At 65.4% G+C, this 18666-nt stretch carries 15 protein-coding genes and 1 tRNA gene; 5 read left to right on the forward strand and 11 right to left on the reverse strand.

The annotated features are described in order from the left end of the window. Positions 1–131 precede the first annotated feature (131 nt). The 6 genes from GA645_RS19325 to GA645_RS19350 form a co-directional block, all read right to left on the reverse strand. Positions 132–941, reverse strand: a complete 810-nt coding sequence (locus GA645_RS19325; RefSeq protein ID WP_152224584.1) for an MOSC domain-containing protein — start codon at positions 939–941, stop codon at positions 132–134. A 167-nt stretch (positions 942–1108) separates the two neighbouring features. Continuing rightward, complete coding sequence (locus GA645_RS19330) at positions 1109–2038, reverse strand: chemotaxis protein CheV (RefSeq protein WP_152224585.1); 930 nt, start codon at positions 2036–2038, stop codon at positions 1109–1111. Positions 2039–2151: 113 nt separating this feature from the next. Further along, positions 2152–3060, reverse strand: coding sequence for a lipid kinase YegS (yegS, locus tag GA645_RS19335; RefSeq protein WP_152224586.1), 909 nt, complete (start codon positions 3058–3060; stop codon positions 2152–2154). An 81-nt stretch (positions 3061–3141) separates the two neighbouring features. Next, entirely contained in the window at positions 3142–4701 is a 1560-nt protein-coding gene (locus tag GA645_RS19340; RefSeq protein WP_152224587.1) for an FGGY-family carbohydrate kinase, read from the reverse strand. Between the two features lie 38 nt (positions 4702–4739). Then, positions 4740–6323 carry a glycerol-3-phosphate dehydrogenase/oxidase gene (locus GA645_RS19345; protein ID WP_152224588.1) on the reverse strand — a complete coding sequence of 528 codons (1584 nt, stop codon included), beginning with the start codon at positions 6321–6323 and terminating at the stop codon, positions 4740–4742. A gap of 4 nt (positions 6324–6327) precedes the next feature. Next, entirely contained in the window at positions 6328–7923 is a 1596-nt protein-coding gene (locus GA645_RS19350) for an FAD-binding oxidoreductase (RefSeq protein WP_152224589.1), read from the reverse strand. Between the two features lie 276 nt (positions 7924–8199). Here GA645_RS19350 and GA645_RS19355 point away from each other — a divergent pair, with 276 nt between their 5' ends. Then, positions 8200–9228 carry an AraC family transcriptional regulator gene (locus GA645_RS19355; protein WP_152224590.1) on the forward strand — a complete coding sequence of 343 codons (1029 nt, stop codon included), beginning with the start codon at positions 8200–8202 and terminating at the stop codon, positions 9226–9228. Between the two features lie 542 nt (positions 9229–9770). Next, on the forward strand, positions 9771–13685 hold the full coding sequence (locus GA645_RS19360; protein ID WP_152224591.1) for a VCBS domain-containing protein: 3915 nt from the start codon (positions 9771–9773) through the stop codon (positions 13683–13685). Between the two features lie 134 nt (positions 13686–13819). Here GA645_RS19360 and glp read toward each other — a convergent pair whose 3' ends face one another. Both glp and moaB read right to left on the reverse strand, forming a co-directional pair. After that, complete coding sequence (gene glp, locus GA645_RS19365; protein ID WP_152224592.1) at positions 13820–15034, reverse strand: gephyrin-like molybdotransferase Glp; 1215 nt, start codon at positions 15032–15034, stop codon at positions 13820–13822. Further along, complete coding sequence (moaB, locus tag GA645_RS19370; RefSeq protein ID WP_152224593.1) at positions 15031–15570, reverse strand: molybdenum cofactor biosynthesis protein B; 540 nt, start codon at positions 15568–15570, stop codon at positions 15031–15033. Before moaB ends, glp begins: the two co-directional genes overlap by 4 nt. A 70-nt stretch (positions 15571–15640) precedes the next feature. Here moaB and mobA point away from each other — a divergent pair, with 70 nt between their 5' ends. The 3 genes from mobA to GA645_RS19385 all read left to right on the forward strand — a co-directional run bounded on the left by mobA (position 15641) and on the right by GA645_RS19385 (position 16751). Continuing rightward, positions 15641–16228, forward strand: a complete 588-nt coding sequence (gene mobA / locus GA645_RS19375) for a molybdenum cofactor guanylyltransferase MobA (RefSeq protein WP_152224594.1) — start codon at positions 15641–15643, stop codon at positions 16226–16228. Positions 16229–16318: 90 nt separating this feature from the next. Continuing rightward, positions 16319–16540 carry a YgdI/YgdR family lipoprotein gene (locus tag GA645_RS19380; protein WP_152224595.1) on the forward strand — a complete coding sequence of 74 codons (222 nt, stop codon included), beginning with the start codon at positions 16319–16321 and terminating at the stop codon, positions 16538–16540. A 134-nt stretch (positions 16541–16674) separates the two neighbouring features. Next, positions 16675–16751, forward strand: a tRNA-Pro gene (locus tag GA645_RS19385). Positions 16752–16855: 104 nt separating this feature from the next. On the opposite strand, the gene GA645_RS19390 is transcribed toward GA645_RS19385, so the two are convergent. Genes GA645_RS19390 through GA645_RS19400 form a run of 3 tightly spaced genes read right to left on the reverse strand, consistent with a single transcriptional unit; the run spans position 16856 to position 18604 of the window. After that, positions 16856–17731: an NAD(P)-dependent oxidoreductase gene (locus GA645_RS19390; protein WP_152224596.1), complete on the reverse strand. Its 876-nt coding sequence runs from the start codon at positions 17729–17731 to the stop codon at positions 16856–16858. Positions 17732–17791: 60 nt separating this feature from the next. Then, a complete protein-coding gene (locus GA645_RS19395) occupies positions 17792–18031 on the reverse strand; it encodes a glutaredoxin family protein (protein WP_306092907.1) in 240 nt (79 codons plus the stop codon). A 15-nt stretch (positions 18032–18046) separates the two neighbouring features. Next, positions 18047–18604 carry a TetR/AcrR family transcriptional regulator gene (locus GA645_RS19400; protein WP_152224598.1) on the reverse strand — a complete coding sequence of 186 codons (558 nt, stop codon included), beginning with the start codon at positions 18602–18604 and terminating at the stop codon, positions 18047–18049. Between the last annotated feature and the right edge of the window lie 62 nt (positions 18605–18666).

Raw genomic sequence — 18666 nt, forward strand, 5'->3', positions numbered from 1 at the left:
GGTTCGACCCTGTCTTTGGTGCCAGCATCGGCGTGATGGCGTACAACCGCGAACGGTTGTACGCCCTATCCCAGAGTTGAGCTTCTTGTTGGGAACATAACGCGCAGCGTTATACGCCGATCAGCCCCGCCCTACTCCAGAACTTCCACTTCCATACCCAGGCGCAACTCGCCACTGTTCAGGGCGATCAGGTTCTGGCCGAACAGCGCCTCGCCGTCGACGTTCCGGTACTGCAGCAAGGTCGCCAGCGGTTGGCGATGCGGGTCACGCTCGCCGGTCTGCGGATCGATCGTGGTGAGGATGCAGCGCGCACAGGGCTTGGCCACCTTGAAGGTGACGTCGCCGATGCGGATGCGTTTCCAGCCATCCTCGGCGAACGGCTCGGCGCCAGCCACCACCAGGTTCGGGCGGAAGCGCAGCATCTCCAGCGGGCGACCAACCTTCGCGGAAAGATCGTCCAGGGAGCCCTGCCCGATCAACAGCAGCGGGAACCCATCGGCGAAGTGCACCTGCTCGCCCGGTTCGGCGTAGGCGGTATCCACCTGCCGCGCGCGCTGTTCGGGCATCTGCACCAGACGCACGTCGCGCCCCAGGAAGGTACTCAGCCACTGGGCGGCCGCATCGCCGGCATCCGGCACCTGCAGCATGTCGCGCCAGATGATCACGCCGCGCAGGTTGTCATCGCGGCCAGGCACGCTCACTAGCAGATCATCCATGCCGGGAGCCCGCAGGCGCAGACCATGGAAATCGTCCTGCCAGCGCGCTTCGATGCGGCCCATATGCGGCAGCAGGCGCTGTGTCAGGAAACGCCCGTTGGCGGCCTCGACCACCATCCAGCGGCGATCACCCTCCAGCCCCAGCGCGTCCAGCCGGATCGACTGCAGGGGCTCGTTGGCGGTGGATTTGACCGGGTAGCGGTAAAGCTCGCTGAGGCTGTACATCGGGGCGTCCTTTCACGTGTGCGAAAGCGACCTTATACGGGGTGGGACGGGCGTCTAGCAATGGCAACGAACTGTAGGAGCGAGCTTGCTCGCGAACGCTTTTCGCCTGACGCATTGGCATCAGGCGATTCGCGAGCAAGCTCGCTCCTACAAAAGAAGGATCGGCGTTACGCGGGGACTTTCTGCAAACGGCGGCGCACCACTTCCACCAGCTGGTCAGGTTGGAACTTGGAGAGGAAGTCGTCGCAACCGACCTTCTTCACCATGGCGTCGTTGAAGCTGCCCGATAGCGAGGTGTGCAGCACCACGTAGAGGTCGCGCAGGCGCGGGTCGTTGCGGATCTCCGTAGTCAGCCGGTAACCGTCCATCTCCGGCATCTCGGCATCGGTGAAGACCATCAGCAGCTTCTCCTCCATGTCATGCCCCTCATCCGCCCAGCGCTTGAGCTGCTGTAGCGCGCGCAGGCCGTCAGTGGCCACATGCAGGCGCAGGCCGAGCTGGGTCAGGGTTTCGCGCAGCTGGGAAATGGCCACGCTGGAGTCATCCACCACCAGCACTTCGCGGCCACGGGTCTGGCCGAGCAGCTCATCATCCAGGCGATCAGCGGACACCCGGGTGTTCATCGGCACGATCTCGGCGAGCACTTTCTCCACGTCGATGATCTCCACCAGGCGGTCGTCCACCTTGGTGATCGCGGTCAGGTAATGCTGCCGTCCGGCACCACCAGGTGGCGGCTGCACCGACTCCCAGTTGAGGTTGAGGATGCGCTCCACTCCGCCGACCAGGAAGGCCTGCACCGAGCGGTTGTACTCGGTGACGATGATGGTGCTGCTCTGATCCGGTACCAGCGCACGCATGCCGATGGCGCGGGACAGGTCAATCACCGGCAGGGTCTGGCCGCGCAGGTTGATCACCCCGCAGATCATCGGGTGGCGCTGCGGTATCAGGGTCAGGCGCGGCAGTTGCAGGACTTCCTGCACCTTGAACACGTTGATCGCGAACTGCTGCCGTCCAGCCAGGCGGAAGACAAGAATCTCCAGGCGGTTCTGTCCCACCAGTTGGGTGCGTGAATCGACGCTGTCGAGAATACCGGCCATGCCTGCTCCTGCTTCGAAAGGGGTCGTGCGAAAGGCTATCGGCCAGTCATCCGGATCCAGGATGATAGCGCGGAGCCATCATGCCCGACTCTCTCGCGGGCGACCAGTGCGCGTCAGCGGATCGGCAGCGCCTTCGCCAGCAATGGCGACTCCTCCGGCAGGTGCATGGACAGCGCGCTCGGCCGCACCGCGAAGCGCAGGTGCCGCCCCTCCAGGGGTTCGCCGTCGAGGTTGACGTCCAGCCCCTCGGCCGCGTCCAGCTCCAGCCAGGGCAGACGTGCGCGGACGAACAGCTCCTGGCCGCCCAGCCCGCTGCCGAGCAGGGCACCCAGCGCATCGACCATATCCTGCGGCGCAGGCAGGATGCTGACGTCCAGCAAGCCGTCATCCACTCGCGCCTCCGGGCACAGCGCATGCCCGCCGCCGGCCTGTCGGCCGTTGCCGATACCCAGGGCGAGAAATTCACCTTCCCAGTTGAAGCCAGGCCCACGGAAGCGCCCACGCGCAGTGTGCACCTCGGAGAAACGCGTCAGGCCGGTCAGCAGGTAAGCGGCTCCGCCCAGCAGCTTCTTCAGCTCCTCGGGGGTGTTGGCGGTGACCTTCGAACCGAAACCGCCCGTGGCCATGTTGAGGAACAGGTGGTCGCCCATCTCGCCGATATCCACCGGGCGCGGCGGAACCTCCAGCAACGCAAGGGCGGCCGCTGGCTCCAGCGGCACCCCGGCGGCACGGGCGAAGTCGTTGGCGGTGCCCAGCGGCAGGATCGCCAGGCTGGCCGTTCCCTCACACTGGACCAACGCTTCGGCGACATCGCGTACCGTCCCGTCGCCTCCACCCGCCACGAGGGTCGTATAACCCGCAGCCAGCGCTTCCTCGACCAGACGCCGGGCGTCCCCGCCTTCCCAGGTCACCCGCACGTCCAGCACACGCCCCGACTGGCGCGTGGCCTTCACCGCCTCTCGCACCGCGTCATTGGTCGCCTGCTTGCCATGCAGAATCAGCAGGGCCCTGGGTTGCGTCATGGCCGGTCTCCTCCCGATCACTCCAGTGACTGTGACACCAGAGTAGCGGACGGGACTTGCGCCAACCTTAATCCCCCCGGATCAGGCCGGGTAACCGGTGATCTCGCGAATGCTCTGGTACAGCGGTTTCAACTGCTTGTACATGCGCTGGTAGACCTCGCGATACAGCCGCTCGTAGGTGCTCTGCGCCTCAGGTCGAGGGTGGAAGACCTCGCCCACACGGGTCATGGCACCGATGGCGCTGGTGAAATCCGGGTAGAGCTTGAGCCCCACCGCGCAATCGATGGCGGCGCCGAGACCGGAGGCCTCGTAGACATGCGGGCGCTCCGCCGGCAGGCCGAAGATATCGGCGGTGAGCTGCATCGCCGCATCGCTCTGCGAGCCGCCACCCGCCACACGCAGACGCTCGATGCGGGTGCCGGAGCGCTTCTCGATGCGTTCCTTGCCCTGGCGCAACGCGTAGGCCAGGCCTTCGAGGATGGCGCGGTAGATGTGCGCGCGGGTGTGCACGTCGCCGAAGCCGATGATCGAGCCCTTGGCCTCCAGCCCCGGCTCGCGGATGCCGGGCGTCCAGTAGGGTTGCAGCATCAGGCCCATGGAGCCGGCGGGCACGCTGTTGACCAGCTCGTCGAACAGTTTCTCCGGCTCGACGCCCAGCTCGGCGGCACGCTGCATCTCGCGCAAACCGAACTCGCGCTTGAACCAGCTGACCATCCAGAAGCCCCGGTAGATCATTACCTCGGTGTTGAAGTGATCGGGGATCGCCGCCGGGTATGGCGGGATCAGCGGAATGGTCTCCAGGTAGCGCGAGCGGGTGGTGTTGATGGTCGCGGTGGTGCCGTAAGAGAGGCAGGCCACGGTGGGGTCAATGGCGCCAGCGCCAAGCACTTCGCAGGCCTTGTCCGCGCCCGCTGCGATCAACGGCAGCCCCTCGGGAATACCCGTGTGACGGCTCGCTTCAGCGGTGATCTCGCCCAGTCGCTCGCCGGGCTTGATCAGCGCCGGCAACTGCTCGCGGCGAACGTCCAGCGCCTGCCATTTCCAGTCGCGCGGCGCAGCCCACTGCAGCTTCTTGTAGTCGAACGGCAGATAGGCAACGCTACAAGCCACCGAGTCCGCGTAACGCCCGCACAGGCGCTGGGTGAGGAAGCCCGAGAGCAGCAATACCTTGTGGGTACGGCGGTGGATGCCCGGCTGCCGCTGGGCCACCCAGTTCACTTCGGCCTGGGTGCGGAAGTAGTCCACCGCGCCCTGCGCTCCCACCAGTTTGAACAGCCAGCCCCAGGGCCCCTTGATCGACTCGCCCAGCTCGGCGCGGCGCTGGTCCAGCCAGATGATCGCCGGGCGCAGCGCCTGCCCCGCTTCATCGACGTGGATCACCGTGCCGCGCTGGGTAGTCAGTGAAACACCACGGATATGGCTGCGGTCGATGTCGACGCTGGCCCACAGGCGCCGGCAGGCCTCGCCCAGCTGCTCCCAGTAGTACTCGGGGTGCTGCTCGGCCCAGCCGGGGTTGTCGGAGAAATAAGCCTCCAGCTCCACCTTGCCCTTGCCGACCAGGTTTCCCTCCAGGTCGAAAAGCAGTGCGCGCACGCTCTGGGTGCCGTTGTCGATGGCCAGCAGGTAGTTCTGTTCGCTCAAGGTGCGATCCTTCTTGTTCTCGATGTGGGCGCGCTCGCTCAGCGCGCGTCCGGCAGGCTGTAGCTGCGCCGCCAGAGGGTCAGGTAGCCCTGTTCTTCCTGCGTCCAGCGGGCATCGTCCCAGCCCAGGCGTGGCTGGCACAGCGCGCGTATCTTTGGCAGTTCGTCGGCTCCGCCGTCGGCCAGCAGCAGACCGATGCGGGTACGGCGCAGCAGCAGGTCGTCCAGGTGCAGCACCAGTTCGCCCTCAGCGGCCCAGGCCAGCTCAGCCCAGAGGGCATCGGTATCGCCGATGCGGCCGGCCCCCACTTTCCTCAGCAGTCGGGCGAGTTCCGGCAACGCGCAGCCATGGCGGCCGCTCAGGCGGCGCCGTTGGGTCGGCGTGAGCCCTGGCAATACGACGGCATCGCCGGGACTGAAGACGTTCTCTCCCGCCGCATCCAGCGGCCGTTCCAGCATCGGCGCGCAAGCCGCCAAAACCTCCAGGGCCAGCAGGCGGAAGGTGGTGAGCTTGCCGCCGGCCAGGGTCACGCAGCCGGGCTCCACCCACAACGCGTGCTCGCGCTTCTCGTCGGAGGGCTTGAGCGACGGCGCACCATCGCTGACCACCGGGCGCACACCGGCCCAGGTGGAGCGCACGTCGGCAGCGGTGATACGCGCCGATGGGAACTGTTGGGCGCAGGCGGCCAGCAGGTAATCCAGTTCTTCACGACTGATCGCCGCGTCGTCATCGAGCGTGTCGCGGTGATCAAGATCGGTCGTGCCGACCACCGTCGCGCCCTCCCAGGGGAAAACGAAAACCGGGCGCTTGTCGTCGCCGTGCATGAAGCTGAAGGCATGGGCCACCGGCAGGCGCCAGGCCGGCAGCAGCAGATGGCTACCACGCAGCGGACGAATGTGTTCGCTGCCCTGTTTCTGCCGCAGCGCGTCGGCCCAGGCACCGGTAGCCAGCGCCACGGCGCGGCTGCGGAAGCCAAAGCGCTGGCCGCTTTCGCGGTCCTCGGCGAGCAGTCCCTGCACACGGCCATCACGGCGCTCCAGCTCAATCACCCGCAGACCGTTCAGCGCCTCGGCGCCGTCGCTCCGCGCTTCGCCGAGCACGCGCATCACCAGCCGCGCATCGTCGGTCACCGCGTCCTGGAAGCGAGTGCCGCCCAGCAGGCGCTCTTCTTTCAGGCCGGGCGCGAGGTAGCGCAGCTCCTCGAGCCGGTAGAACAGATGATTGCGCCGGCCAGCCAGGGCGTCGTACAGCGACAGCAATGTGCCGAACACCCGTGGGCCGGGGAAGCCGCCCTGGTAGTGCGGCATGATGAAGCTCAGTGGGTCGACCAGCCCCGGCGCCTCGCCGAGCAGGCGCTGGCGCTCGCGCACCGAGTCGCGGGTCAGGCCGAACTGGCCCTTGGCGATGTAGCGCAGGCCGCCATGGACCATCTTCGACGAACGACTTGAAGTGCCCCAGGCGAAGTCGCGCTGCTCGATCAGCAGGCAGCGCCAGCCGCGCCGCGCGGCCTCGCGCAGGATGCCGGCGCCGCTGATGCCGCCGCCGACCACGATCAGGTCCCAGTCGCGCGCCGCCAGCTCCGGCAGGGCAGCTTCACGCCAGGTGGCGTTCCAGGCCGACATGGGGTCAGTCCTGCAGCAGGGTGCCGGGGCTCAGGCGGCCGGACGGGTCGAAATGCCCGGCCAGCGCCTTGAGCGCCGCCATGCCCAGAGGGCCCTTCTCCACCGCCAGGTAGGGCGCGTGATCCTTGCCCACGCCGTGCTGGTGGCTGATGGTGCCGCGGTTCTGCACGATGGTCTGGCTTGCCGCGTGCTTGAGCTTGCGCCAGCGCTCATGGGTTTCCGCATAGCTGTTCGCCGGGCGGAATACGTAGGTGGTGTAGATGCTGGAGCCTTCGCCATAGACGTGGGACAGGTGGGTGAACACGTGCACGCGCTCGCCCTCGGCGGCCAGGCCGTCGCGCAGGCTGGCTTCGATGCGGTTCAGCAGGTTGTCGACGTTGGACCAGTCGGTGGCGGTTTCCAAGGTATCCACCACGTAACCGTTCTCCCACAGCGCCTCGCGCAGGTAGGGGAAGCGGAAGCGGTTCTGCGCCCACTTCTTGCCCAGCAGGGTACCGGTGAATACGCCACCGAAGCCTTTGAGCAGGCGCCGCGCGGCACGCAGTGAAGTCGCGTTCTGCGCCCGGTCGCCGGTGACACCGAAGGTCAGCATGCACTTGCCCTGCGCCGCACCACGCATCTTCAGGTAGCGCTCCAGCCAGGCGATCTGCCCGGGATGGCCGGCGAGCGCGAGCTGGGTCTGGGTCTCGATGGCGTTGGACAGGCGCAGCATGGACAGCGGCACGCGCGCCTGCGCCAGTGTGCGGATGCCTTCCAGCGCCTGTTCCCAGGACGGCAGGAATACCGCGTAGAAGCGCTCGTCCTCGGCGATTCGCGCAACGCGCACCTTCACCGAAGAGAGGATGCCGAAACGGCCTTCGGAACCCATCACCATTTCGCGCAGATCGGGCCCCGCCGAGGATGCCGGGAAGGTGGGGATCTCCAGGGTACCGGCGAAGGTTTCCATGGAACCGCCGGCGAACAGCTGCTCGATGCGTCCGTAGCGCAGCGACTGCTGGCCGCTGGAGCGACTGACGACCCAGCCACCGAGGGTGGACAGCTCCCAGGACTGCGGGAAATGCCCGAGGGTGTAGCCACGGGCGCGCAGCTGGCTTTCCACCTGCGGACCGTTGGCGCCAGGGCCGAAGGTGGCGATCAGGCTCTGCTCATCCAGCTCCAGCAGGCGGTTCATGTGCTCCAGGGAAACGGTGAGCACCGCCTTGTCCGACGCCGGCGGATTGATGTGGCCGGCCACCGAAGTGCCGCCGCCGTAGGGGATCACCAGGCAGTCCCAGAGCTCGGCGAAACGCAGCAGCTCGCGGATCTGCTCGGCGGTCTGCGGGTAGGCCACGCCGTCGGGGAAGGTACCGAACTCGCCTTCGCGCATCGCCAGCCAGTCCGGCAGGCTCTGGCCACGGGCGTGCAGCAGGCGGTCGCGGGCCTCGCGCACCACCAGCGGATGCTCCGGCAGGCGCGAGGCCGGCACTTTCGCCAGCACCCTCTCCAGCGTGGCATCCGGCAATGGCTGGCCGGCGCCAACCCGTTCGGCGAGAAAACCGCGCCCGTTGTCGGGCAGTTCCACTACCGTCGTTTCCTCACCCCAGCCGTTCCAGCGTCGCATGCCCGCTCCTTCTAATTTGGGGTCTGTGCGAAAAGTCGTCGTGCGAAGGTCAGGCAAGGAAGAAATGGGTGAGGACGCGGAGTTAACAGCAGTTAATGAGCAGTCCGAACCGATTTCCAACGAAGCCTCACCGATGCGCAGACACTTTGCGTACAGAACCTGGCTATTTCGATGCAATGTAATGGCTGCCTATACTAGCCAGCCGCCCTGCCCTGTCACTGTCGGATCAAGACAGGCGCAGTTGCCGATCGAGACACCAGAACAAGAACGAACGCCATGCATTCCCTCGGCTACACCTCGGTTCCCGCACTGCTGAAATACCTGCGCCACGCCGAATCGCTCGGCATGGACCTGGACGCTGCCTTGCAGGCCGCGGGCCTTGAACGCTCGCAGCTGAACGACAACAGCCAGCGCCTGCCCAGCGAGGCCCACGAGCGCCTGCTGCAGTACCTCTGCGAACGCTCCGGCGACCCGCTGTTCGGGCTGCACTCGGCGCGCTTCGTCCAGCCCGGTTCCTGGAGCGTGCTCGGCTACATCACCATGAACTGCGCCAACCTCGGCGAAGCCATGGGCCGGATCATTCCGTACGAGAAACTGGTGGGCGATATGGGCACCAGTGCGCTAGAGCCGGCTGACGACCATGTGAAGCTGATCTGGAACTGCCGCCACGACGCGGCGCCGATCCGCCGGCACATGGTGGAGAACGTGCTGGCCTCGTGGCTGCTCTACGCCCGCTGGATCGCCGACACCAACGGCTCGCCGAAGGAAGTCTGGCTGCAGCACGCGCAACCCGAAGGCACCGAGCTGGCCGAATACGAGCAGCTGTTCGGCTGCCCGGTGCGCTTCGAGCAACCCTGCAGTGCGCTGCTGGTGCCGCTGCCGTTGCTGGCTTACCCGCTGCGCCAGGCCGACGCCAACCTGCTGCGCACGCTGGAAGAACACGCCTTGGCGCTGATGGCCGAACTGGACGACGACGAGCCGTTGCCACTACGGGTGAAGAACGCGCTGCGCCTGCTGTTGAAAGACGGCTTGCCGCGCAAGGAGCGCGTCGCCGAACGCTTCGAAATGACCGTGCGTACCCTGCAGCGTCACCTGCAGCAGGCCGGCACCAGCTACCAGCAGATTCTCGATGAACTGCGCCAGGAACTGGCCGAGCACTACCTGGTGCACAGCGACCTGCCGATCCAGGACATCGCCCAGTACCTGGGCTTCACCGAATCTCGCTCGTTCCACCGCAGCTTCAAGGGCTGGACCGGGCAGACACCCGGCGAATACCGCCAGCAGCAAAAGCAAACGCCGGTCTGAGACCGGCGTTTTTCATTGCGGTTGACCTATCCGCCAGCGCTCCTGACGCTTGGACTTTGACGCTTTTCACCACCCGTCGGATTCACCCCTGAACTTCGTCAAGTATCTGTCGAATCGACGAGCGCCTTGATGGCGTTGGGCTACCGTCCAACGGCAGTGCGAACCTGTTTCAGGTGTAACGCCAGAGCAACGTAAAGGTATGCAGCTGAGTTATTGGGTGCATACCTCTTATGTCGACTGCTTCGATGCACCTGGTACCTGAGCGGGTTTGTAACCAAGCGGAGAATCAAGAAAGCAATGACCTGATGGATGCATGGATGGGAGGTTTCAATGAGCGTTGCCACCGTTCAGTGCGCAGCTTCCGGGGTGACAAGAAGTTGGCCTGCACTGACCCCATCGCTCGACACGCCTGCCGCCCCTGGACGGCTCGAAAGGCTCCCCTGCTCCCAATATCTGCAGGATCCCGACTCAGGGATTGATTGGCCGCGAGCTTGAAACAGCAGTTGTCCGAGGCATTTCAGCTTTGATGTGAGGGATGGATCATGGGCGAGTCTTATCAGTGGGATTTCGGTTCAGCCGCGTCTGGCCTGCAATTCAAGGTCGTTTTCGATGGCACCAGCTTCAAGGTGACCTGTACATCCGGATATCTGGATCTCAATGCCCTCTGGTTCTCGGATGGCGACAAGCTTGTTGAGGGGACGGTCACCCTGACCAAGTCCGACAACAGCCTCAACATGAACGGCACCGGCGTTACCTGGGACGACGTCTACAAGGTTTCCAGTACCGGGCTCGGATCGGCGGGCGTGAACAAGGCCAGCTTCCTCACGACCGGCGAGTCGATGTCGTTCTCGCTGGCGACGCTCGACCTGCCGCCAGCGATCACCGCCTTGCTGGCCAGCGATCCACGGCTGCTGACCCTTGGCGTGCGGGTGACCAGCGACAGCTCGCTCAGCGGCGAAGGCAAGTACGTCGATACCAGCGGTACGCTGATTTCCAGCGTCAACCACGCGCCGACTCTGGACACCGTCAGCAACGGCACGGTGACCGATACGGCCGGCGACGACACCTATTCCCCCGTGACCGGAACCCTGCACGGCAGCGATTCCGACGGCAATACGATGAGCTTCAAGCTGGCGGGCTCCGCAGCCACAAGCGGGACTGGGGATAGCCTGGGCTTTGACGTGCAGAAGAGTTCGGCCTACGGCACCTTCTACCTGAACACCACGAGCGGGGCCTACAAGTTCGTCGCTAACGATGCGGCGGTGGAAGGCCTGAAGACCACCCAGGCCGTGGACTTCACGGTCAGCGCCAGCGACGGCACGGCTGACAGTGCCACCCAGACCATCAGCATCAGCCTGAAGGGCGTCAACGACACGCCCGGGCTCAATGCCTCGCTGACCGCCCATACCTATGTCGACACCTCAGGGGACGACACCTTCGACAGCGTGACCGGCAACCTTTCGACGGTGGAGCGCGATGCCAGTGATACCGCGGCCTATACGATCGACGGTTCAGGTGTGGCAACCGGGTCGTTCGACGTCAATGGGCACACCTACCAGCAAAAACTGGTCGGCAGCTTTGGCACGCTTTATCTGGACACTAGCGGCGCCTATGAGTACGTCCCCAACGACGGCGCCATCGAGGCGCTCGAAGCGAGCACCAGCGAAAACTTTACGCTCAAGGTGACCGACGGCTCGGGCGCGACCGATACCAAGACCCTGACCATCAACTTGACCGGCGCCGAGGATGCGCCGGTGGTAACGGCAGTGGTCGCCGGCTACACCGACACGGCGGCGGACGACACCTTCAACGACGCCACCGGCACCCTCAGCGTCAGCAGCCGCGACGGTGACACCAGCTTCACCTTCGCCTTGGCCGGCAGCAGCACGACGGGGCAGCTGGACTACGACCTGCAGGACACCAGCAGCAGCTTCGGCACCCTGTACCTGAACAGCACCAGCGGCGCCTACAAGTTCGTCGCCAATGACGCGGCCATCGAGGCATTGGAGAGCGGCAATAACCCGAGCGCGGTGTACCACGTAACCGCCGCGGCGGACGGCGCCACCTCGGCCAGCCAAACCATCACCATCAACCTGACCGGCGCCGAGGATGCACCGGTGGTAACGGCAGTGGTCGCGGGCTACACCGACACGGCGGCGGACGACACCTTCGACGACACCACCGGCACCCTCAGCGTCAGCAGCCGCGACGGTGACACCAGCTTCACCTTCGCCTTGGCCGGCAGCAGCACGACGGGGCAACTGGACTACGACCTGCAGGACACCAGCAGCAGCTTCGGCACCCTGTACCTGAACAGCACCACCGGCGCCTACAAGTTCGTCGCCAACGACGCGGCCATCGAGGCATTGGAGAGCGGCAATAACCCGAGCGCGGTGTACCACGTAACCGCCGCGGCGGACGGCGCCACCTCGGCCAGCCAAACCATCACCATCAACCTGACCGGCGCCGAGGATGCACCGGTGGTAACGGCAGTGGTCGCGGGCTACACCGACACGGCGGCGGACGACACCTTCGACGACACCACAGGCACCCTCAGCGTCAGCAGCCGCGACGGTGACACCAGCTTCACCTTCGCCTTGGCCGGCAGCAGCACGACGGGGCAGCTGGACTACGACCTGCAGGACACCAGCAGCAGCTTCGGCACCCTGTACCTGAACAGCACCACCGGCGCCTACAAGTTCGTCGCCAACGACGCGGCCATCGAGGCATTGGAGAGCGGCAATAACCCGAGCGCGGTGTACCACGTAACCGCCGCGGCGGACGGCGCCACCTCGGCCAGCCAAACCATCACCATCAACCTGACCGGCGCCGAGGACGCGCCTGTTGTGGCCCCGGTAGTCGCCTCCTACACCGATACGGCGGCCGACAACACCTTCGCCGACACGATAGGCACCCTGGGCGTGACCAGTCGAGACCTCGACACCAGCTTCACCTTCGCCCTGGCCGGCAGCAGCGCATCACTGCTCCCGGGTTACGACCGGCAGGACGCCAGCAGTACCTATGGCACTCTGTACCTGAACAGCACCAGCGGCGCGTACAAGTTCGTCGCCAACGACGCGAACGTCGAAGCGCTGGAGGCTGGCAACAATCCGAGCGCGATCTATCACGTGACGGCAGCGGCCGATGGCGCGACTTCCGCCAGCCAGACCATTACCATCAACTTCACTGGCGCCGAGGACGCTCCAGTGGTGGCGTCTGTAGTGGCGTCTTACACCGATACGGCAGCCGACGACACCTTCGCCGACAAGACCGGCACCCTGGCCGTGACCAGCCGCGACGGCGACACCAGCTTCAGCTTCGCCTTGGCCGGCAGCAGTTCGTCCGGTATATCGGGCTACGACCTGCAGAACACCAGCAGCGCCTATGGCACTTTGTACCTGAGCAGCACCACGGGGGCGTACAAGTTCATTGCCAACGATGCAGCCATTGAGGCTCTGCAGGCGGGCAGCACGCCGAGTGTGGTGTACAACGTCACGGCCGCGGCTGACGGTGTGACCTCCGCCAGCCAGACCTTCACCCTCAACCTCACTGGCGCCAACGATGCGCCGCGCGACCTGTCGATGGCGGCGGTTTCCTTCGCTGGCGGCAACGGCATCCCCGGCGCCGGTGGCACCATCGGAACCATCAGCGTGCCAGCCATTGCCGACCCGGACGCTGGTGGTAGTTACTCCTATAGCATCTTCAGCGCCAAGGTCGGGCTCCTGGGCGATGCGAGCGTCACCACTTCGACCTCGCAGTTCGCTATCAGCGACCTCAACAATACAGGTGTGCTCAGCACCTCGTCGGCACTTGCCTCCGGCAGCATCTACGAGGTGACGGTCCAGGTAAGCCAGGGCACAGGAGCTGCCCAGGCCACCTACAACGAAACCTTCAGCATCGTCACCGGTACCAATGCCGGGACGGAAAGCCTGCCGGGCGGTGGCTATGACTTCAGCTCCGGCGACGATGTGATCTATGGGCGGCAGAACGTCGACATCATCCTGGCGGGGTCGGGCAACGACACCGTGTTCGGCCAGGACGGCAACGACGAGATCCATGGCGGCACCGGCGTCGACCTGCTGTATGGCGGCAAGGACAACGACTCGTTCGTGTTCTCCACCGGCGACACCGGCATCACCCTGGCCACCGCCGATACCATCGGTGACTTCAACTCGGCGAACGACACCATCGTCACCTCGCTGAACCCGGGCAACGTCACCATCGCCAATGGTTCGGCACTGGCTGACTTCAACGCCTTCGTCAGCGCAGCCAACGCGGTGATGGCGAGCAACTCCGCTAACAACGGCGCCTACATGGCCTGGAATGCGGCGGGCTCCGGCAACGGCTGGCTGGTCATTGACGAGAACCATAGTGGTGCCGTCGATACCGGCGACAGCCTGATCGTGCTGACCGGGGTGAACACTGCGGGGGGGTTCTCGACGACCGATATCGCCTGAGCCGTTGCAGGTCGGGCAGCACAAGAAAACGGGGCCGCTTACAGCGGCCCCGTTTTCTTACAGCTGGAACCGGCGCATCGGCACGCGCCGTGCTCGCGAGCATGCCCGCGCCTGCAGGACAGCCTGCGAGCGGATCAGTCGAGCAATTCGCTGAACGGAATGAAGACCAACGCGTCGCCTTCGGCCAGCGTCGTCCCTTCGCGCACTTCCGCCAAGCCTTCGGCCCAGGCCGCGCTACGCAGCACGCCGGAACTCTGGTTGGCATAGGGCACCGCGCGGCCATTCTCCAGGCGCGCACGCAAGTACTCGCGGCGGTTGCCCGGCTTGGTCCAGTTGAACCCGGCGGGCACCTGCAGGCACAACGGCTCGACCTTCTGCATGCCGAGCCGGCGCATCAGGTAGGGGCGCGCCAGCAATGCGAAGGTCACCAGGGTGGACGCCGGATTGCCCGGCAGGCCGATCACCGGCACCTGCTGGTAATGGCCCACGGTCAGCGGCTTGCCCGGCTTGATCGCCAACTTCCACAACGCCAGCTCACCCGCCTCGCGCAGGGCCGCGCCGAGGAAGTCCGCCTCGCCGACGGACACACCGCCGGTGGAGAGGATCAGGTCCACGTTCGACAGTCCCGCCAGCGCGGCGCGGGTCAGTGCAAGATCATCCGGCAGAATGCCCGCATCCACCACTTCGCAGCCGAAGCGTTGCAGCCAGGTGCGCAGCAGATGGCGGTTGCTGTTGTAGATCTGCCCGAGCGCCAGCGGTGCGCCAGGTTCGACCAGCTCGTCACCGGTGGAGAGCAACGCCACGCGCGGGCGGCGACGCACCTTCAGTTCGGCATGGCCGAGCGAGGCCGCCAGGCCGATCTCGATCGGTCCCAGGCGCGTGCCGACTGGCAGCACGCAGTCACCCTTGCGGGTTTCCTGGCCTTGCGGACGGATGTGCTGACCGGCCTTGATCGCTTCGAGGAAGCGCACGCGGCCATCGTCCAGCACCTCGACATTTTCCTGCATCTCTACGCAGTCGGCGCCCTCCGGCACCGGCGCGCCGGTGAAGATGCGCGCACAGGTGCCCGGCTGCAGCGGCTCACCCGCCTGGCCGGCGAATATCTTCTGGCTCACCGGCAGCGCTTCGCCCTGCCAGTCGGCCAGGCGCAACGCGTAGCCGTCCATGGCGCTGTTCGGCCACGGCGGCAGGTCCAGGCCGGCCAGCAGCGGCTCGGCCAGTACGCGGCCATCCGCCTCGGCCAGCGGCAGGGTTTCTGCCTCAGTGATCGGGGACTGCTCGGCCAGGGTCAACAGACGCGCCAGGGCGTCCTCGACCGGCAGCAGGCCCGGCTTATCGCAGCAGCTCATCCGCGGCTCTCGCAGGGCGCCGCCTTCTTCAGGTGCGGCACGAAGTTGCACGGACGATGGCTGGCATTCAACTGCTCGCCGAGGATGCCATCCCAGGCAGTGCGGCAGGCATTGGTGGAGCCCGGCAGGCAGCAGACCAGAGTGCCGTTGGCGAGGCCCGCCAGAGCGCGGGATTGCACGGTGGAGGTGCCGATGTCGGCCACGGAAATCTGCCGGAACAGTTCGCCGAAGCCATCCACCACCTTATCCAGCAAGCAGGTCACGGCTTCGGGCGTGCTATCGCGACCGGTGAAGCCGGTGCCACCCGTGATCAGCACGACCTGCACTTCATCCTCGGCGATCCAGGTCGCCACCTGGGCGCGGATACGATAGAGGTCATCCTTGAGCAGGACACGGGCCGCAAGGTTGTGCCCGGCGGCCTTCAGGCGGTCGACGAACAGCTGGCCGGACGTGTCGGTTTCCAGGGTGCGAGTGTCGCTGACGGTCAGAACGGCGATGTTCAGCGGGACGAATGGCTGCTCGGCCTTGTGGCTCATGATGAGGGCCCTTGCTTGTGAGGTTGGAATGCGCGGTGTTATATCACAGGCCCGCCCTGGAGACCCTGATATGCCACACGCCTCTCTGCCACCCTGTTCCGTGCTGATCCTCGCAGGAGGCCGTGGGCAACGCATGGGCGGACGCGACAAGGGACTGCTGTGCTGGCAGGAGCGGCCGCTGGTGAGTTATGCCGCCGCCCTCGCCCGGCCACTGAGCGACGACCTGATCATTTCCTGCAACCGCAATCCGGACGCGTACGCACCCTACGCGGACCGTCTGGTGCACGACGACAGCCCCGACTTCCCCGGCCCCCTGGCCGGCATCCGCGCCGGCCTCGCCGTGGCGCGGCACAGCCGCCTGCTGGTGCTGCCCTGCGATGCCCCACTGCTCGACAGCGAACTGCTGGAGCGACTGCTACAGGCCTCGGCCGCTTCGCCGGGCGCTGTACAGATGCTGCGCTGCGGCGAGCAGTGGGAGCCGCTGTTCTGCGTGATCCCTATTGCCCTGCTGCCACAGATAGAAGAGGCCTGGCAGCGTGGCGACCGCAGTCCGCGCCACGTTTTCTCGCACCTGGGCCTGCAGGCCGTGGACTGCCCCGCCAATGATCCGCGCCTCGCCAACCTTAATACGCCTGAGCTGCTCTACAACGCCCGATAGCGACGACGCCTAAAAGATTTGGGAACTTTGGCGGAAATCTCTCTGTCGGAATCGTCGTACATTTTTGCTCGCTCATCAGGAGATTCACTCATGACCAACCGGATGCTTCCCGCCGTCCTGCTCGCCTTGGGCATTGGCGTGCTTGCAGGTTGCTCCACTCCGTCCGTCATCACGCTGAACGATGGACGCGAGATTCAATCCGTCGACAAGCCCAAGTACGACCATGATTCCGGCTTCTATGAGTTCGAACAGCTGGATGGCAAAGCCATCCGCGTAAACAAGGATCAGGTGCGGACCGTCAAGGAGCTCTAAGTTCCCCGCGCATGAAAACGCCCTGCAGGCCCTGGCCGGTCTGCGGGGCGTTCGCCCTTTTTGGGGGGGACGAAAAAATTTTCGCTAACCCCTTGTGCATCAAAAGTTTTTCGGTAGAATGCGCGCCATCAGAACGGAGCGTAGCGCAGCTTGGTAGCGCGTCTCGTTCGGGACGAGAAGGTCGCTGGTTCGAATCCAGTCGCTCCGACCAATTCCCGAAAAACCCGCCTAACGGCGGGTTTTTTATTGCCTGAAGTTTTTGCTTCCGGACCATGAAAAAGCCCGTCTTCACAGACGGGCTTTTTCATGGTCCGGTCAGAGCTGTCCGGACTTGCGCATCGACACTTGCGACAGCGCACTCCAGTCCCGCTCACCGTCGCCATGAGCGATGGCCTCCAGCAGGTTGTCACGCAGCACACTCGCGAACGGCAACGGCACCCGCTGTGCCTGTCCAGCTGACAGCGCCAGCCCTACATCCTTCAACCCCAGCACCAGGCGGAACGCCGCCGGATCGAAGCGCTGCTGGGCAATCAGCGCCCCGTAGTTGCGATACACCGGCGCGTTGAACAGGGTGTTGCCCATGATTTCCAGCAGCTCGGCCGGCTCGACACCGAAGCTCTTCACCAGGGCGGCGCTCTCCCCCATCGCCTCGATGGCGCTGGCGATCATGAAGTTGCCGGCGATCTTCACCACGGCTGCGTGGCGCGGATCACCCCCCAGCGGCCAGGTCTTCTGCCCCAGCACATCGAGCACCGGTTGCACCTTGGCGATGGCGACCTCGGGTCCGGCCACCAGGATATTGAGCTTGCCGGCGGCGGCCACATCGGTGCGTCCGAAGACCGGGGCCGCGATGAACTCGACGCCCTGCCGGCGATGCAGCTCCATCAGCTCGCCGACGAAGGCGGTGGAGAGCGTCGCCATGCTCAGGTGAATCAACCCGGCCTTGGCCGAAGCCAGCGCCCCGCTGTCGATCAGCACGGCACGGCTGGAATCGTCGTCGGCCAGCATCGAGATCACCAACTCGGCGTCGAACGCTTCCACGGGATCGCGGGCGGCTTGCGCGCCGAGCGCCAGCAGGGGCTCCAGCGGCCCCGGCGAACGATTCCAGGCGATCAGTTGGTGACCGGCCCGGATCAGGTTGGTAGCCATGGCGGCACCCATGCCGCCGAGCCCGAGAAATCCAATCTTCATGAAATCGCCTCGCTGCGATTGAGTCGGGAGAAGGTCGCCGGGATGCTCAGTAGTTGAAGATCAGCAGTTGAGGAAACGGGCGACCTGTTCGGCATCGAAGGGCCAGTTGAGCTCCGCGCCACTGTCGCAGCGGCGCAGGACCGGAATGGTCAGGCCATAGCGCTCGACCCACTCTTCGCGGTCGGCAATGTCTACCAGTTCGACCAGCAGACCGTGTTCGACGAAGGGCATCAACACTGCCTCCGCCACTTCGCAGAGATGGCAACCCAGGGTGCCGAAGAGCTGGCATTCAGGGGACATGTTCGACTCCATTGTTCAGACGCCGGCGTGTTGCAGCAGCACATCGGCTGCCGCGCGGGCTTCCAGGGCCTGATTCGCCGGCCCCTGCATGTGCGCCATGACCAGCACGCCTTCCAGAAGGTACTGCAGCTGCCGCGCCAGGCTTTCCGGCTGGACGATGCCCAGGCGCTCCAGCTGAGAGTGGTAGTAACACTCGATGAATGCCTTGTGCTCGGCGGCCTGGCGATGGATCGGGTGATCGCGGTCATGGAACTCGCCGGCGGCATGGATGAAGGCGCAGCCGCAGAAGTCCTCGGCGCCAAGGAAGTCCTGCAAGGCATCGAAGGTCACCAGGATCGCCGCACGGGGCTCCATGTGCCTTTCAGCGGCATTCATGCGCTCGACCATCCGGGCGTGGCGCTCCTCCAGAGCCGCCATGATCAGCTCGTCCTTCGACTTGAAGTGCTTGTACAGGGTCATCTTCGCCACGCCCGACTCCGCCAGGATGCGGTCGATGCCAGTGGCGTGGTAACCCTCGCGGTAGAACAGGTCCTGGGCGGTGCTGAGCAGCAGCTCGCGTTTGCTGGATGCCATGGAATTACCTCCTGACCCGACATTATGCGCGAGCCTTGGGCTCGTGGCGCGACCGGCGGGCA

It is taken from the genome of Pseudomonas sp. SCB32 (assembly GCF_009189165.1).
GTDB lineage: Bacteria > Pseudomonadota > Gammaproteobacteria > Pseudomonadales > Pseudomonadaceae > Pseudomonas.

What these genes read in the sequence shown, in the direction of transcription:
- GA645_RS19325 (WP_152224584.1), bottom strand. Translation starts at nt 941, where the DNA reads ATGTACAGCCTCAGCGAGCTTTACCGCTACCCGGTCAAATCCACCGCC.
- GA645_RS19330 (WP_152224585.1), bottom strand. Translation starts at nt 2,038, where the DNA reads ATGGCCGGTATTCTCGACAGCGTCGATTCACGCACCCAACTGGTGGGA.
- yegS (WP_152224586.1), bottom strand. Translation starts at nt 3,060, where the DNA reads ATGACGCAACCCAGGGCCCTGCTGATTCTGCATGGCAAGCAGGCGACC.
- GA645_RS19345 (WP_152224588.1), bottom strand. Translation starts at nt 6,323, where the DNA reads ATGTCGGCCTGGAACGCCACCTGGCGTGAAGCTGCCCTGCCGGAGCTG.
- GA645_RS19350 (WP_152224589.1), bottom strand. Translation starts at nt 7,923, where the DNA reads ATGCGACGCTGGAACGGCTGGGGTGAGGAAACGACGGTAGTGGAACTG.
- GA645_RS19355 (WP_152224590.1), top strand. Translation starts at nt 8,200, where the DNA reads ATGCATTCCCTCGGCTACACCTCGGTTCCCGCACTGCTGAAATACCTG.
- GA645_RS19360 (WP_152224591.1), top strand. Translation starts at nt 9,771, where the DNA reads ATGGGCGAGTCTTATCAGTGGGATTTCGGTTCAGCCGCGTCTGGCCTG.
- glp (WP_152224592.1), bottom strand. Translation starts at nt 15,034, where the DNA reads ATGAGCTGCTGCGATAAGCCGGGCCTGCTGCCGGTCGAGGACGCCCTG.
- moaB (WP_152224593.1), bottom strand. Translation starts at nt 15,570, where the DNA reads ATGAGCCACAAGGCCGAGCAGCCATTCGTCCCGCTGAACATCGCCGTT.
- mobA (WP_152224594.1), top strand. Translation starts at nt 15,641, where the DNA reads ATGCCACACGCCTCTCTGCCACCCTGTTCCGTGCTGATCCTCGCAGGA.
- GA645_RS19380 (WP_152224595.1), top strand. Translation starts at nt 16,319, where the DNA reads ATGACCAACCGGATGCTTCCCGCCGTCCTGCTCGCCTTGGGCATTGGC.
- GA645_RS19390 (WP_152224596.1), bottom strand. Translation starts at nt 17,731, where the DNA reads ATGAAGATTGGATTTCTCGGGCTCGGCGGCATGGGTGCCGCCATGGCT.
- GA645_RS19395 (WP_306092907.1), bottom strand. Translation starts at nt 18,031, where the DNA reads ATGTCCCCTGAATGCCAGCTCTTCGGCACCCTGGGTTGCCATCTCTGC.
- GA645_RS19400 (WP_152224598.1), bottom strand. Translation starts at nt 18,604, where the DNA reads ATGGCATCCAGCAAACGCGAGCTGCTGCTCAGCACCGCCCAGGACCTG.